Source organism: Streptomyces sp. SCSIO 30461 (assembly GCF_037023745.1).
Taxonomy (GTDB): domain Bacteria; phylum Actinomycetota; class Actinomycetes; order Streptomycetales; family Streptomycetaceae; genus Streptomyces.
The window spans coordinates 5,132,936-5,147,836 of sequence record NZ_CP146101.1 but is presented as its reverse complement, the minus strand read 5'-3'; the positions used below and the strand labels follow the sequence as shown (position 1 = coordinate 5,147,836).

The 14,901-nt window shown below is 71.4% G+C and carries 11 protein-coding genes; 10 read left to right on the top strand and 1 reads right to left on the bottom strand.

The features are described 5' to 3' along the window. The first annotated feature begins 171 nt into the window (after positions 1-171). The 8 genes from V1460_RS23000 to V1460_RS22965 all read left to right on the top strand — a co-directional run bounded on the left by V1460_RS23000 (position 172) and on the right by V1460_RS22965 (position 11,543). The gene (locus tag V1460_RS23000; RefSeq protein WP_338675507.1) at positions 172-1,224 is read left to right on the top strand and encodes an ATP-binding cassette domain-containing protein; all 1,053 of its coding nucleotides are present in this window, start codon (positions 172-174) and stop codon (positions 1,222-1,224) included. After that, complete coding sequence (locus V1460_RS22995; RefSeq protein ID WP_338675506.1) at positions 1,221-1,889, top strand: methionine ABC transporter permease; 669 nt, start codon at positions 1,221-1,223, stop codon at positions 1,887-1,889. Before V1460_RS23000 ends, V1460_RS22995 begins: the two co-directional genes overlap by 4 nt. Positions 1,890-1,976: 87 nt before the next feature. After that, a complete protein-coding gene (locus tag V1460_RS22990; protein ID WP_338675505.1) occupies positions 1,977-2,849 on the top strand; it encodes a MetQ/NlpA family ABC transporter substrate-binding protein in 873 nt (290 codons plus the stop codon). Positions 2,850-3,050: 201 nt separating this feature from the next. Beyond that, on the top strand, positions 3,051-3,686 hold the full coding sequence (locus tag V1460_RS22985; RefSeq protein ID WP_338675504.1) for a GNAT family N-acetyltransferase: 636 nt from the start codon (positions 3,051-3,053) through the stop codon (positions 3,684-3,686). A gap of 166 nt (positions 3,687-3,852) precedes the next feature. After that, on the top strand, positions 3,853-5,064 hold the full coding sequence (gene cbiE / locus V1460_RS22980; protein ID WP_338675503.1) for a precorrin-6y C5,15-methyltransferase (decarboxylating) subunit CbiE: 1,212 nt from the start codon (positions 3,853-3,855) through the stop codon (positions 5,062-5,064). Between the two features lie 579 nt (positions 5,065-5,643). Then, positions 5,644-9,171, top strand: a complete 3,528-nt coding sequence (gene cobT / locus V1460_RS22975; RefSeq protein ID WP_338675502.1) for a nicotinate-nucleotide--dimethylbenzimidazole phosphoribosyltransferase — start codon at positions 5,644-5,646, stop codon at positions 9,169-9,171. 227 nt (positions 9,172-9,398) lie between these two features. Continuing rightward, positions 9,399-10,637, top strand: coding sequence for a uroporphyrinogen-III C-methyltransferase (cobA, locus tag V1460_RS22970; protein WP_338678161.1), 1,239 nt, complete (start codon positions 9,399-9,401; stop codon positions 10,635-10,637). A gap of 87 nt (positions 10,638-10,724) precedes the next feature. Next, positions 10,725-11,543, top strand: coding sequence for an RNA methyltransferase (locus V1460_RS22965; RefSeq protein WP_338675501.1), 819 nt, complete (start codon positions 10,725-10,727; stop codon positions 11,541-11,543). Between the two features lie 25 nt (positions 11,544-11,568). On the opposite strand, the gene V1460_RS22960 is transcribed toward V1460_RS22965, so the two are convergent. Next, positions 11,569-12,813 carry a serine/threonine-protein kinase gene (locus tag V1460_RS22960; protein ID WP_338675500.1) on the bottom strand — a complete coding sequence of 415 codons (1,245 nt, stop codon included), beginning with the start codon at positions 12,811-12,813 and terminating at the stop codon, positions 11,569-11,571. Positions 12,814-13,446: 633 nt separating this feature from the next. Here V1460_RS22960 and V1460_RS22955 point away from each other — a divergent pair. Both V1460_RS22955 and V1460_RS22950 read left to right on the top strand, forming a co-directional pair. Next, positions 13,447-13,644, top strand: coding sequence for a hypothetical protein (locus tag V1460_RS22955; RefSeq protein WP_338675499.1), 198 nt, complete (start codon positions 13,447-13,449; stop codon positions 13,642-13,644). A gap of 229 nt (positions 13,645-13,873) precedes the next feature. Continuing rightward, entirely contained in the window at positions 13,874-14,863 is a 990-nt protein-coding gene (locus V1460_RS22950) for an aminoglycoside phosphotransferase family protein (protein ID WP_338675498.1), read from the top strand. The last annotated feature ends 38 nt before the right edge of the window (positions 14,864-14,901 follow it).

Here is a 14,901-nt window from a genome sequence, read left to right as displayed (position 1 = left end):
CCTGCCTGAGTCTCGCGCCCCGAAGCGAGACCCCCGCCCTGTGCACACATCGCCCACCGGCTGACTGTGCGGTGTCTCCGCGTCCGTCCTTACCGAACCGGCGGACGAAGACGGCACACCACCCATGCCCGGCGCGCCCCGCGCCGGACGCTCGACAGCGACGGAAATCCTGTGATCACCACCAAGGGCCTCACGAAGGTCTACCAGTCGCGAGGCCGCGACGTCACCGCCCTCGACGGAGTCGATCTGCACGTCCGGGAGGGCGAGGTCTTCGGAGTCATCGGCCGCAGCGGCGCCGGAAAGTCCTCCCTCATCCGCTGCGTCAACCTGCTGGAGCGGCCCACATCGGGCACCGTGACCGTCGACGGCACGGACCTCACGGCCCTCGCCGGACGCGGCAACCGCGCGGGCAGGGAACTGCGCCAGGCCCGCAGCCGCATCGGTATGGTCTTCCAGCACTTCAACCTGCTGTCCTCGCGGAGCGTCAAGGACAACATCGAGCTCCCCCTGGAGATCCTCGGCGTCACCGGCGCCGAGCGCTCCCGGCGCGCCCTCGAACTGCTCGACCTCGTCGGACTCTCCGACAAGGACAGGGCATATCCCGGGCAGCTCTCGGGCGGCCAGAAGCAGCGCGTCGGCATCGCCCGTGCGCTGGCGGGGAGCCCGAAGGTGCTGCTCTCCGACGAGGCCACCAGCGCCCTCGACCCGGAGACCACCCGTTCCATCCTCGAGTTGCTGCGCGACCTCAACCGTCAGCTCGGACTCACGGTGCTCCTCATCACCCACGAGATGGACGTGGTGAAGTCCGTCTGCGACTCCGCCGCGCTGATGGAGCGGGGCAGGGTCGTGGAGTCCGGCACGGTCAGCGAGCTGCTCGCCACACCCGGGTCGGAGCTCGCCAGGGAGCTGTTCCCGGTGACCGGTGACGTCACCGGCCCCGACCGCACGGTCGTCGATGTCACCTTCCACGGCGACACCGCCACCCAGCCCGTGATCTCCCAGCTCTCACGCACGTACAACATCGACATCTCGATACTCGGCGCCGCGATGGACACCGTCGGCGGGCGGCAGATCGGCCGAATGCGCATCGAACTGCCCGGCCGCTACGAGGACAACGTCGTGCCGGTCGGCTTCCTGCGCGAACAGGGGCTCCGGATCGAGCATGTCGAGCCGGGCGGCGTCCCGACGCCGCGCCCCGAACCGGTGAGGGAGGCGGCGCTGTGACCTGGCCGGAAATGCAGCCACTGCTGACCCAGGGCACCATCGACACCCTCTACATGGTGCTCTGGTCCACAGTCGTCACCGTCATCGGCGGACTGCCGCTCGGTGTTCTGCTGGTGCTCACGGACAAAGGCGGACTCCTCCAGAACACCGCCGTGAACAAGGTCGTCGGCGTGATCGTGAACATCGGCCGCTCACTGCCGTTCATCATCCTGCTCATCGCGCTGATCCCCGTCACCACCGCAGTGGTCGGCACCTTCATCGGCCCGACGGCCATGATCGTGCCACTCGCCGTCGGCGCCATCCCCTTCTTCGCGCGGCTCGTCGAAACGGCGATCCGCGAGGTCGACCACGGACTGGTCGAAGCGGTCCAGTCCATGGGCGGCTCCATACCGACGATCATCCGCAAGGTGCTGCTTCCGCAGGCCCTGCCCTCGATCGTCGCTGCCGTCACCACCACCGTGATCGTCCTCGTCGGCTACTCGGCGATGGCGGGCGCAGTCGGCGGTGAAGGCCTCGGGTCCAAGGCCGTGACCTACGGCTTCCAGCGATTCGAGACCTCGTTCATGCTCATCACCGTCGCCATCCTGATCGCCATCGTCACGGCCGTTCAGCTCATCGGAGACGGAGCGGTACGGCTGCTGGCCCGCCGAGGTCGCACCGCCTGAGCATCCCACCGCTCCAACCGGCACGCCACAAGCCCGCACTCCTTGTCCGGGCGTCAGTACCGCATCACCCAGAAAGAGGCACTTTTCGTGCGTAACCACCGCAAGTACACCAAGCTCGCTGCCATCGCAGCCGCCACCACCGCGCTGGCCATCGGCCTCACCGCCTGCGGCACCGCTTCCGATCCCGGCGCCACGTCCGGCTCCGGAGACAAGTCCGCGGCGGAGAACGAGCGGCTCGTCGTGGCCGCGTCGCCGACCCCGCACGCGGACATCCTCGAGTACGTCAGGAAGAACCTGGCCGCGAAGGCGGGACTCACCCTTGAGGTAAGGGAGTTCACCGACTACGTGCTGCCGAACAACGCCACGCAGCAGGGTCAGGTCGACGCCAACTTCTTCCAGCACAAGCCGTACCTGGACGACTTCAACAAGAAGAACGGCACCACCATCGTCCCGGTCGTCGACGTGCACCTGGAGCCGCTCGGCCTCTACTCCGGCAAGGCTCGGTCCCTCAAGGACATCAAGGCGGGTCAGACCATCGCCGTGCCCAACGACACCACCAACGAGGGTCGCGCGCTCAAGCTGCTGGCGGACAACGGCCTGATCACCCTCAAGCCGGGCGCCGGCACCGATGCCAAGCTCTCCGATATCGCCGACAAGAAGGGCCTGGAGTTCAAGGAGCTGGAAGCAGCCACGCTGCCCCGTGCCCTGAACGACGTCGACGCCGCCGTCATCAACGGCAACTACGCCATCGAGGCCGATCTCGCGCCTGCCGACGACGCACTCGCACTGGAGAAGCCGGAAGGCAACCCGTACGCCAACTTCCTCGCCGTCAAGAAGGGCAACGAGAAGGACCCGCGGGTGGAGAAGCTGGCGAAACTCCTCAACTCCCCTGAGGTGAAGAAGTACATCGAGGACACGTACAAGGGCTCGGTCATCCCGGCCTTCGGGCCCGCCGCGTAACACCGTACGCCAACCGGCTTCGGCGTAGCGGAACTTGCTGCTCCGTCGAAAGTCGAAGGCCCCGCGAACCCACTGCGGGTTCGCGGGGCCTTCGGTGTGGCCGGGGCGTACGGACCCCGGCCATTCGCATCCGCCAGTCGATGTTGCATGCTGGGCCTTTACGCGTACGGCCTTTACGACGGTCTCGGCATGGAGCTGCGCATGACTACCCCCTTCCCGGACATCTCCATCAGCACGGAGCGGCTGATGCTGCGCGCCCTCGAACCCGCTGACGCCCCGGCTCTGGCCGAGATGATGAACGACGAGCAGGTCGCCGCCTGGACCGCCGTGCCCCAGCCCTACACGGAGGCCGCCGCGAGGGAATGGATCAGCGCGTACGCGCCCACCGAGCGCGCCGCGGGGCGCGGCCTCGATCTGGCCATCACCGAATTCCTCACCCAGCGCCTGGTCGGCGTGATCCAACTGGCCCGTACCGACTGGCGGGTCCGCTCGACCGAGGTCTCGTACATCGTCGCGCCCTGGGCCCGTGGCGAGGGCTACGCCTCCGAAGCCACGCTCGCCACCGCCCACTGGCTCTTCCGCGATCAGGGCTTCGAGCGCCTGGAGCTGCGCACCGCCGCCGACAACACCGCGTCCCAGCAGGTCGCCCAGAGGATCGGCTGCATCAGCGAAGGCGTCCTGCGCGGAGCCTGTATAGCCCGCTCCCGCACCGACGACGGGACCTGGGTCGACCTGCGCACCGACTTCATCATCTGGAGCCTGCTCCCCGAGGACCTCGAAGGCGTCGCCGATCAGGTGAGCGATACCGGATATTCAGCCTTCGCGGACTGGAGCTGAGACCAGGTACGCTCACGGTCTCGACCTGCGCCACCGGCGCGACACGCGGTGAGACCGCGGTGCGGCGAATCGCCTGTGCGGCGACGCGGCGAGAACGGCCAGTACAGCGAGCACAGTGACCTCTGTGAACGCGGTTACCACAGCGAATACCGGGAGACAGACGACGATGGCCGACCGGGTCACGGTGATCGGCTGGGACGGTTCCCCCCTCACCTCGGCTGCCAGGTCCGCACTGTCCGCCGCCACACTCGTCGCCGGAGCCGCCCACCACCTCGCACTGCCCGAGGTGCCTGCGAACGCCGAGCGGATCCGGCTCGGCAGCGTCGACCTCGCCGCGCGCCGGATCGCGGGACACCGCGGCAGCCCCGTCGTCATGGCCGACGGCGATCCCGGGTTCTTCGGCGTGGTACGCGAGCTACGCGCGCCCCACCACGGACTCGAGGTCGAGGTCGTGCCCGCGGTCTCGTCGGTCGCCGCCGCCTTCGCCCGAGCCGGGATGCCCTGGGACGACGCCCAAGTCGTCGTAGCCCAGAGCCGCACGCTGCGGCGGGCCGTCAACGTCTGCCGGGCGCATCCCAAGGTCGCCGTGCTCACCTCTCCCGGCGCCGGGCCGGTCGAGCTGGCCCTGCTGCTGGAAGGCATCCATCGCACCTTCGTGATCTGCGAGGAACTGGGCTCCGAGCGTGAACGGGTCACTGTGCTCACCTCCGACAAGGTCGCCGACCACTCCTGGCGCGACCCGAATGTCGTCATCGTCATCGGCGGCGCAGCGGCGGCTCCGAAGAGCGGCTGGGTGGCCGGTCGCGATCCCGGCTATCCCTCGGCCGCACGCGGCTGGGCACTGGCACCGGCCCCCGGCAAGCCTCCGGCAGGGGAAGGCGAGTCGGTCCAGTTGCGAGCGGCCCAGCTCGCCCGACTCGGCCCACGCCCCGGTGACCTGGTCTGGGACATCGGCTGCGGTAGCGGCGACTTGGCCGTCGACGCGGCGCGCTTCGGCGCCGCGGTGATCGCCGTCGACGCCGATCCGGCCGCGTGCGACCGGACCGCCGCCGCCGCCCGACACCATGGCGTCCAGCTCCAGACCGTGCGGGGTCAGGCGCCGCACGTACTGGAGCGGCTTCCCGAACCGGACGTGGTCCGCATCGGCGGCGGGGGAGTTCCGGTGGTCGGCGCCTGCGTCGATCGCCGTCCCGAACGCATCGTCACCCACGCCTCCACCCGGGACCAGGCCGAGGCCGTCGCAGCCGCCCTCGCGGACGGCGGCTACCGTGTCGAGTGCGTCCTGCTCCAGTCCGTTCAGCTGGATCCCGACGACTGGTCCGAGCGGGAACGCTCCGTCGTCTTCCTGCTCTCGGGCGAACAGGCCCGCCGGGACTGAGACCGGGCGTCGCAGGGAAGGACGACGTGGGCCCCCGATGTCCGAACTCGCCCGGGAGCGCACGCGACGCGATCCCGGCGTACCGCCGACTCGGCCACGGCCACCGTGCGTCGGAGCGATGGCGGACGGGTTCCGCCCCGCGCACCGGGCCGTCCGGCATGCTGCGCGTGCACCGGCCTGATCGAGCCCCCGACCCTTGGCGGCACGCCCCGGCGCGGTAGGCTGGCAGATCGTTGTACCGCGGCAGGTGGGGCATGGATCCCCGCCTCCTGGCTCCTCCCTCCGCCACCGCGGAGGGCCCAGGGGAACCCCCCCCGGCCAAAGTTCGCAGGAGGGGGCCGATTTGGGTCCCGGTGTGGTACGGCGCGACTGGGGGAGGCGCAACGTGGCGCAGTCCACAGGCGACCGTGGCGGATCCTGCTGCCGTGGACGCGAACGGCCAGGACAATGCTGGTGTCTGCGGGCTTTCGTGCCGCGCGGCACACATGCTCGTTCTTGATATGACGGGTGCTTGTGTGCCGCGATCGGGCGCCCCGGGCGAAAGTCTGAAGGAGCACAACCGATGGGCGAGGGGAACGCATGACCGACACCGGCCGGATCCCGGGCGAGGGGCTGCCGGAGAACGCAGGCATGGTGGAGCAGCCGGGCATCCCCGCTCCGGGCGCGTACACCTTCCTGGACCCCTCCGAAGGCGCAGCCGCCACCGAGGAAGACGACCTGCTGTTGATGCCGGGCGCACAGGGCGCCTGGAGCGAGGCACAGACGGCGGCTCCCGTCGGCGGGCACTTCGCCACCGGGGCGCCGGGCGCGCCTGCGGGGCCGCAGCAGGCCCCGACCCCGGTCGCACGGACCGTGGCTCCCGATGCCGCGGCCGCGGCGGTACGGGCGGCGGTACAGCACGCGGCGCCACAGGCCGGCGCGCCTTCCGGGCCGGCGCACCAGACACAGGATCCGGTCGCCGCTCCGGTCACGACCGAGCCGGTGTCGCCCCGGCCCGTGACGTCCGAGCCTCAGGTGCCCGTGGCAGCCGAGCCCGTCATCGCCCCGCAGCCCGCCTCGGCCGAGCAGGTCGTGCCGCAGCAGACGGGGCACCAGCCCGCTGCGGCGACCGCCCCCCCCACACCTCGGCCCGCAGCGCCTCAGCAGGCGGCCGTGGAGCCGAGCGTCGCCGCGGCGGCCGCGGGGCAGCAGGCGCCCGTGGCCCCCGATCCGGTCGCAACCGAGCAGGCCGCTCCTCAGCAAGCCGTTTCCCAGCAGCCGGTTCCCGAGACAGGGGCGCACGAGGCCGGCGGACGTGACTCGGGCTCGCTCGACCTCGGCGGTGTTCGCGTTCCGCCCACGTCGTCCACCCCCACGCCACCGCCCGGACGCCGTCCGTTGCACATGGGCCCACCGGTGCCGGACGCCACCGGTGGTGTGGTGCGCTCGCTCGCGGACCGTGGACCGGCCAATGCCCCGTCAGGGCACACGCCGCCGCACCCCATCGCGGTGCGTCACGCGGGGCCGCCGACCACCGGCCCCGAGTACCTCGATGTCCCCCGCGACGAGCCCATGGACTTCACCGGCGTGCCGCAGTCCGCCGACACGGCACCGCAGGAAGCGACGCCGTGGCCACCCGTCGCCGTGCCGTCGTTCGACGTTCCCGTGGACATGCCGGAAGCACCGCAGGCGTCGGGACCGGCAGAGGTGCTGGAGACGGCGGAACCGCCGCAAGCGTTGGAAACATCCGAAGCGGGAGAAACGGCAGAAACGGCCGTTCCGGGCGCAGCGGAAGTCGCGAATGTGCCCGTCGCCGCAGCTCCCATCGGGACCGCAGCGCATGCCCCGGTCGCCGAGACGGCCGCTGTCGAGACTGCCGCTGTGGAGACCGCCGAGACGGCCGGCGGCGGCGCCGTCGGTCCTGAGGCTGCCGCATCCGAGGTCACGGCGACCGAGCCTGCGGCGCCGCCCACCGCGCCGGAGCACATGGTCCCCGTCGTCCCCGCACCGCGCAACGGCGGTGCGCCTCCTGTCGCCGTGGTACCGGAAGCGCGGCAGGCAACCGAGTCCGTGGCCGCCGAGTCCGTGGCAGCCGAGCCCGCCATGGCGACACCCCAGCAGGTCCCCGAGGCCCTCCCGGAGTCCGCCGCCGAGAGCGCGGTGCACATCCAGACCAGCACGACCAGCACGACCGGCACGAACACAGAGACGAGCGCGAACATCGACACCAGCGCGCACACCGGGGCAAGCACGAACGCGGACAGCGCCGAGGCCGCCCCCGCCCCTGTTGTCGACACGGCCGTAGCCGATACGACCCTCACCGAGGCCACCGTCCCGGCCACCGCCGACACCGCCGATGCGACTCCTGCGTCAGCGGGTGACACTGAGCCCGTCTCCGCCGCCGCACCCGGTTACGGCGACGCCGAGCGCGAAGCGGTCCTGCGGGTGATCCGCGAACGCCGCGACATCCGCAATGGCTTCCGTGGGGATCCCATCCCGCACGAGGTACTGCTGCGGGTGCTCGAAGCCGCGCACACCGCGCCCAGTGTCGGCCACTCCCAGCCCTGGGACTTCGTCGTCATCCGCTCCGCCGAGACCCGGCGCGCCATGCACGAGCTCGCCCAGCGCCAGCGCGAGGCCTACGCGAAGTCGCTGCCCAAGGGCCGGGCGAAGCAGTTCAAGGAACTCAAGATCGAGGCCATCCTCGACACTCCGGTGAACATCGTCGTCACCGCCGATCCGACCCGCGGTGGCCGCCACACCCTCGGTCGGCACACTCAGCCGCAGATGGCCCCGTACTCCTCCGCGCTCGCCGTGGAGAACCTCTGGCTCGCCGCGCGCGCCGAGGGCCTCGGCGTCGGCTGGGTCAGCTTCTTCGACGAGCGCGAGATGGTTCGCGCCCTCGGGCTCCCCGAGCACCTCGAGGTCGTCGCGTACCTCTGTGTGGGATACGTGGACGAGTTCCCCGAGGAACCAGAGCTGATGCAGGCGGGCTGGTCCAAGCGCCGTCCGCTGTCCTGGGTCGTCCACGAGGAGACCTATGGCCGCCGCGCCCTGCCCGGCGAAGAGCCGCACGATCTGCTCCAGGAGACCGTCTCGAACATCCGTCCGCTGGACGCCAAGGCGCTCGGTGAGGCGTGGGAGCGGCAGAAGCGGATGACCAAGCCCTCGGGCGCGCTGGGCATGCTGGAGATCATCTCCGCGCAGCTCGCCGGGTTGTCCCGGATGTGCCCGCCGCCGATCCCCGAGCCCGCGGCGGTCGCCATCTTCGCGGGCGACCACGGAGTGCACGCCCAGGGCGTCACCGCCTGGCCCCAGGAGGTGACCGGCCAGATGGTCGCCAACTTCCTCGGCGGAGGAGCGGTGTGCAATGCCTTCGCCAACCAGGTCGGCGCGGAAGTCTGCGTCATCGACGTCGGCGTGGCCTCCGACCTGCCCGCCACCCCCGGACTGCTGCCGAGGAAGGTCCGTCCTGGTACGGCCGACTTCACGACCGGACCGGCGCTCAGCCGCGAGGATGTCGTCGCCGCGATCGAGGTCGGTATCGAGACGGCCCGCGATCTGGTCGCCGCGGGCAACAAGGCGCTGCTCACGGGTGAGATGGGTATCGCCAACACCACGGCGTCGGCGGCTCTGATCGCCGTCTACACCGGGACCGAACCCGCTGAGGTCACCGGGCGCGGCACCGGTATCAACGACGAGATGCACGCCCGCAAGGTCGATGTCGTCCGGCGGGCCGTTGAGCTCCACCAGCCGGACCCGGCGGACCCGGTCGGAGTCCTCGCGGCGATCGGCGGTCTGGAGCACGCGGCGCTGGTCGGCTTCATCCTCGGTGGTGCCTCGCTGCGTACCCCGGTCATTCTGGACGGTGTCTCGGCGGGCGCCGCGGCGCTGGTCGCCCGGGCGGTCGCGCCCGAGGCGCTCGCCGCGTGCATCGCGGGTCACCGCAGCGCCGAGCCCGGCCATGTGGCGGCCCTCAACAAGCTGGGGCTGAGGCCTCTGGTGGACTTGGACCTCCGGCTCGGTGAGGGCACGGGTGCGTTGCTGGCGCTGCCGTTGGTGCAGAGCGCGGCGCGGGCCATGCACGAGGTGGCGACCTTCGATTCCGCGGGCGTCACGGAGAAGTAGTCCGGCCGGCGGTGCGGCACGGGACCGGTTTCCGGCCCCGTGCCGCACACGGCCGCCCAGGGCACGCGGATCGCCGCCCCCGTAAAGTAATCACCGTCCCCACCAGCCGCTCCACCGTCGCAGCGGCCCGCACCGCTGCACCGAGGAGCCGCACCGCCATGGCCGAGCACGCAGAAGGCACCCCTCAAGCCGAGCACCAGGCCGACCGAGGCGAACACGGCGCGCGTATGGGGCGGGCCGTGAGCACCGGGCAGCCCGCCTACCCCGTGGGGCTCCGGCTGTCCGGGCGCCGAGTCGTCGTCATCGGCGGCGGTCAGGTGGCCCAGCGGCGCCTTCCGGCACTCGTCGCGGCCGGTGCCGACATCACCCTGATCTCCCCGTCCGCCACCCCGTCCGTCGAAGCCATGGCCGATGCGGGCGAGATCAGCTGGACCAAGCGGCGTTACGAGGCCGGGGACCTCGCCGACGCCTGGTACGCGCTCGTCGCCACCAGCGACGCCGTTGCCAACGAGGCCGTGTCGGCCGAGGCCGAGCGCACCAGGACCTGGTGTGTTCGATCCGACGACGCCGAGGCGGCAACCGCCTGGACCCCGGCCACCGGCCGCAGCGAGGGCGTGACCGTCGCCGTGCTGACCGGAACGGACCCCCGGCGCTCCGCCGCCGTACGGGACGCCATCGTGGAAGGCCTGCGGGACGGCTCCCTCGTCGCCCCGCAGCACCGCTCCCGGGCCCCCTTTGTCGCCCTGGTCGGCGGTGGCCCCGGCGACCCGGACCTGATCACGGTCCGCGGACGCAGGCTGCTCGCCGAGGCGGATGTGGTGATCGCAGACCGTCTCGGACCGCGCGATCTGCTGGACGAACTTCCCCCGCACGTCCAGGTGATCGACGCCGCGAAGATCCCGTACGGCCGCTTCATGGCCCAGGAGGCCATCAACAACGCGCTGATCGAGCACGCGAAGGCGGGCAAGTCCGTCGTCCGGCTCAAGGGCGGCGACCCGTTCGTCTTCGGCAGGGGCATGGAGGAGGCCCAGGCCCTGGCGGAGGCAGGCGTCCCGTGCACCGTGGTCCCCGGGATCTCCAGCTCCATCTCCGTTCCGGGCGCCGCGGGCATCCCGGTCACCCATCGGGGTGTCGCGCATGAGTTCACGGTCGTGAGCGGGCATGTCGCGCCCGACGACGAGCGCTCGCTGGTCGACTGGGAGTCGCTCGCCAAGCTACGCGGCACGCTCGTGATCCTCATGGGCGTCGACAAGATCGGCGCGATCGCCGAAGCGCTGATCTCTCACGGCAAGGCCCCAGGGACTCCGCTGGCCCTGATCCAGGAAGGCACCACGGCCGCACAGCGCCGAGTCGACGCCACACTCGCCACCGTCGCCGAAGCCGTCCGTACGCATGACGTCAGGCCGCCGGCCGTCATCGTCGTCGGGGACGTGGTCGGTGTCGGCGCCGGGCACCCCGAGGCGTAGCCAGGCCCCCACCCAATTGCGTAACCATCGGTAACCAATGTCCGTCCGGGCGTTGGCACCATCATCCGGAGAAGGCAGTATCACCCTGTGGCTGAACTCATCACCGTCGAAGACCCGGACGATCCGCGGCTGCGCGACTACACGGGACTGACCGACGTCGAGCTCCGGCGCAGGCGCGAGCCCGCCGAAGGCCTGTTCATCGCCGAGGGCGAGAAGGTCATCCGACGGGCCAAGGACGCCGGTTACGAGATGCGCTCCATGCTGCTCTCGGCCAAGTGGGTGGACGTCATGCGGGATGTCATCGATGAGATCCCGGCGCCCGTGTACGCCGTGACTCCCGAGCTCGCCGAACGTGTCACCGGCTACCACGTCCACCGGGGCGCACTCGCCTCGATGCAGCGCAAGCCGCTGCCAACGGTCGAGGATCTGCTGCAGAGCGCCCGCCGTATCGCGGTCATGGAATCGGTGAACGACCACACGAACACCGGTGCGATCTTCCGTAGTGCCGCCGCACTCGGCATGGATGCCGTGCTGCTCTCGCCCGACTGCGCCGACCCCCTCTACCGGCGTTCGGTGAAGGTCTCCATGGGCGCCGTCTTCTCGGTCCCCTACACCCGGCTCGGCGATTGGCCCAAGGGGCTGGAAACGGTCCGGGAAGCAGGCTTCAAGCTGCTTGCCCTCACCCCTGATGAGAAGGCCTCACGCATCGACGAGGCGGCGCCGCACCGGATGGACAGGGTCGCGCTGATGCTCGGCGCCGAGGGCGACGGTCTGTCCCGGCAGGCCCTGATGGCCGCCGACGAATGGGTGCGCATCCCGATGGCCCACGGTGTGGACTCGCTCAACGTGGGAGCGGCTGCGGCGGTCGCGTTCTACGCGGTCGCGACGGGGTGCCCGGAAAGCTGAGCGGCCCCGCGGGCCCGTTCGCAGTTCAGCCCCGCAGCGCCTGTGCCACGGTGATCCCCAGCGCCACCACGAGCGTCACCACCACGAACACGAAGATCCGCTGCCGCAGCAGGCGGGGGTTGGCGGGCCTGCGGCCCGTCGACGTCGTCCGCACACCCGAGCGCGACGGCGTACGCCCAGCCCCTGTCCCACCTCGGGAAGGAACCGGACGCGAACCACCCGTACGCGAACCACCCGTACGCGACGCGGAAGAACGTGCTCCGCGCTCATGTACGGATGCCGGGCGCCCCTGGCCCTGGAGGTTGCGCCCCTGGCCCTGGGTACTGCTGCGTCCCTGGCCCTGGGTGTTGCGCGCGGTGTACCGGACGGTCGCCTGGCGCCCCGACGACAGTTCCTGCTCGATCCGCTCGCGCTGGGCGGGGGGCCGCAGGGCCGGCAGCCCCTGAGCCTCGCGAGCCGCGATCTCCTTCAGCCGCATCGACAGCTGGAGCGTACTCGGACGGTTCTCGGGGTCCTTCGCCAGGCACGCCCGCAGCAGCGGGGCCAGGGCGTCCGGCACCCCTGCCAGCTGCGGCTCCTCGTGCACGACCCGGTAGAGCATGACCTCGGAACTGCCCTGCCCGAAGGGAGAGTCACCGGTCGCGGCGTACGCGAGCGTCGCGCCCAGCGAGAAGACATCGGTGGCGGGGGTGACCGCCGCGCCCCTGACCTGCTCGGGAGCCAGGAATCCGGGCGAACCCACAGCCGTGCCGACGTGCGTGAGCGTGGACGCCCCGGTCGCCCAGGCGATCCCGAAGTCGATGATCCGCGGACCCTTGGGGGACAGCAGGATGTTCGACGGCTTCAGATCGCGATGCACGACACCGGCCTCGTGGACAGCCACCAGGCCTTCCGACAGCGCCGCCCCGATCGCCGCGGTCTCGGCGGCCGACAGCGTGCCGTCCTCCGCCACCTTGTCGTGCAGCGACGGGCCGGGCACATACTGGGTGGCGAACCACGGGCGATCGGCCTCCAGGTCGGCTGCCACCAGCCGGGCCGTGCAGCCGCCCCGGATACGCCGTGCGGCGGACACCTCACGGGCGAACCGCGACCTGAACTCCTGATCCTCCGCCAGGTCCGGCCGGATCACCTTCAGCGCCACGCGCTGACCGCGGCGATCGGAACCGAGGTAGACGACTCCCATACCGCCGGCGCCGAGCCGCCGATGCAGCCTGAACGAGCCGACGACACGCGGATCCTCGCGCCGGAGCCGCATCAACGCCATGTTCATCCCCGCCGGCTGGTCGTCCGATATCCGTTTGACGTGGCACAGCTTACGTATCCCCGGGCCGGTGTGCTCATAGGCCGCGCCCTCGGGAACCGATCGATCGTCAGTGCCAGGCGGAACAGCTGAAGGGCAGTCAGCGCACCGCCGTGCAGCGGGCTCAGCTGTGCGGTCGATCGCAAGGATGCCTATTGGAAAGGGTGTTGACTCGCCGGAACGGCCCGCGGCGTCAGGTCCGACCGGGGTGGCGCCAGGTTCGCCGCCCTGCGGAACGATGCGCTCCGGTGGGTGCGTGAGTCCCGTGCACTCCGCGGGAGCGGGGCGGGCGTGATCGACGTCACGCGGGGATGGTCCCGTCTGGGCCGGTGGCCCCCCCCGGGGGGCAGCGCCCGCGCCCCCGCAGGTGAGACCCGGGGCGGTGTTCCCCTCAGGGAAGACCCGCAGATCGCGTCCCCCGCCTCCACCCAGGGGAGTACACGGCAGACGCCCGGCTCATCCTCCGGGAGGCCCGTGAATCGGTACGCGGGCATGACGCCCGGGTCCGCCCGCGTCCCTAGTCTTGAGATCGAGCGGCGGATGCAACCACTCGTCCCCCGAGGTCGGACGTCCGCCGCTGCCGACAACGAGAGGAGAGGACCCATGGCGGACACGGCTTCGCGGACCATGATCCGCACACCTGGGCGCAGGGCCTTCGGCGTTCGCCCGGCCGGCCGCCGTCACCCGCTGGTGGCAACGGCGATGGTGCTTCCTCTCGCGACCCTGCTCGTCGTCGTGTTCGGCGGCTGGGAGGCAGTGGTCACACATGCGTCGTCCGTGGGCGTGATGCTGGGGCGCTGAGCGGCGCCCCCGGACTCGGGAGAGCGGCCCGAGTCAGGACATCCCACCCGAAGCCCCGTGGGGACGGGGGTGCGGCGGACGGCACGCGCTGGGCCGGTCAGCTGGGGAGCTGACCGGCCAGCGCCATGCGAGGAGCCTGGTCCTTCGGCCTTCCGGTCTCTCGGTGTCTGCTGGTTCTTCCGCTGCGGGCTCGTTCCCGGTCGTACGGGTCACCGCGTAGTCTCGCCGGATGGACCAGGGCCATGCCCCGCTCGTGCGGGCGCTCTCACTCGCCGCGCGATCGGCGGCGCATCCGTCCGGCCGGGATGTGTCCTGCGGGTCCTGCCGGTCCGGAGGACAGCGTGCCGAGGTGCTTGCTCAGCGCGACGACGCAGTCGTGGTCCGCCACGGCACGGTCGTCGCGAAAGCCCATGCTCCCGGTACCGACTCGGAGGAGCACCGGATTCGGCTCGCCGTCGCGGCGCACCCCGCACTGGACGGGATCCTCCTGGCCCCGGTCCGCGGCCGCCGCCGCGGTGCGGGGGATCGGGTCGACGGGCGGCCCGTCACGATCTGGCCCTATGGCAGCCCCGTGGATCCCGCCGCCCCCGACGCCGCCCCTTGGGAGGATGCCGCCGTCCTCCTCGCCCGTCTGCACCGCGTTGCGGTGGACCGGCTGCCCTGGCCGCTGCCGCCCATGCGCGGGCCGCTGAAGGCCGCGGCGGCCGTCAAGCGCCTTCCGCGCCACCCGGCGGCCCGTCCCGTGCTGGCGGCCTGGCACGGCCTGCCTCCCTGGGCCAGGGCGGAGACACCCGCACCGTACCGCCCGCAGCGTCTCTGCCACGGGGACATGCATCTGGGCCAGCTGGTACGCCACCCCGCCGACCACGGCCCCTGGCTCCTCATCGATGCCGACGACCTCGGGATCGGAGACCCGGCGTGGGACCTCGCACGCCCCGCCGCCTGGTTCGCCGCCGGGCTGCTGCCGCCGGACGACTGGGCCCGCTTCCTGACCGCATACCGTGCGGCGGGCGGTGCCGCCGTATGGCCAGTCCCCGGCGACCCGTGGGCCCAACTCGACGTGCCCGCCCGTGCCCTGACCGTCCAGACCGCCGCGCTCGGTCTGGCCAGGAGCGTCCGGGAAGGCAGGGAACCCGACGAGGTGGAGCTGCTGATGATCGACTCCTGTGCCCGAATCGCTTCCCTCCCGACGGACTTGGACAGCGCCGGCACACCGTAGGGTGAGCGGCAGTCGAGCACACCATCCGACCGGCGAGG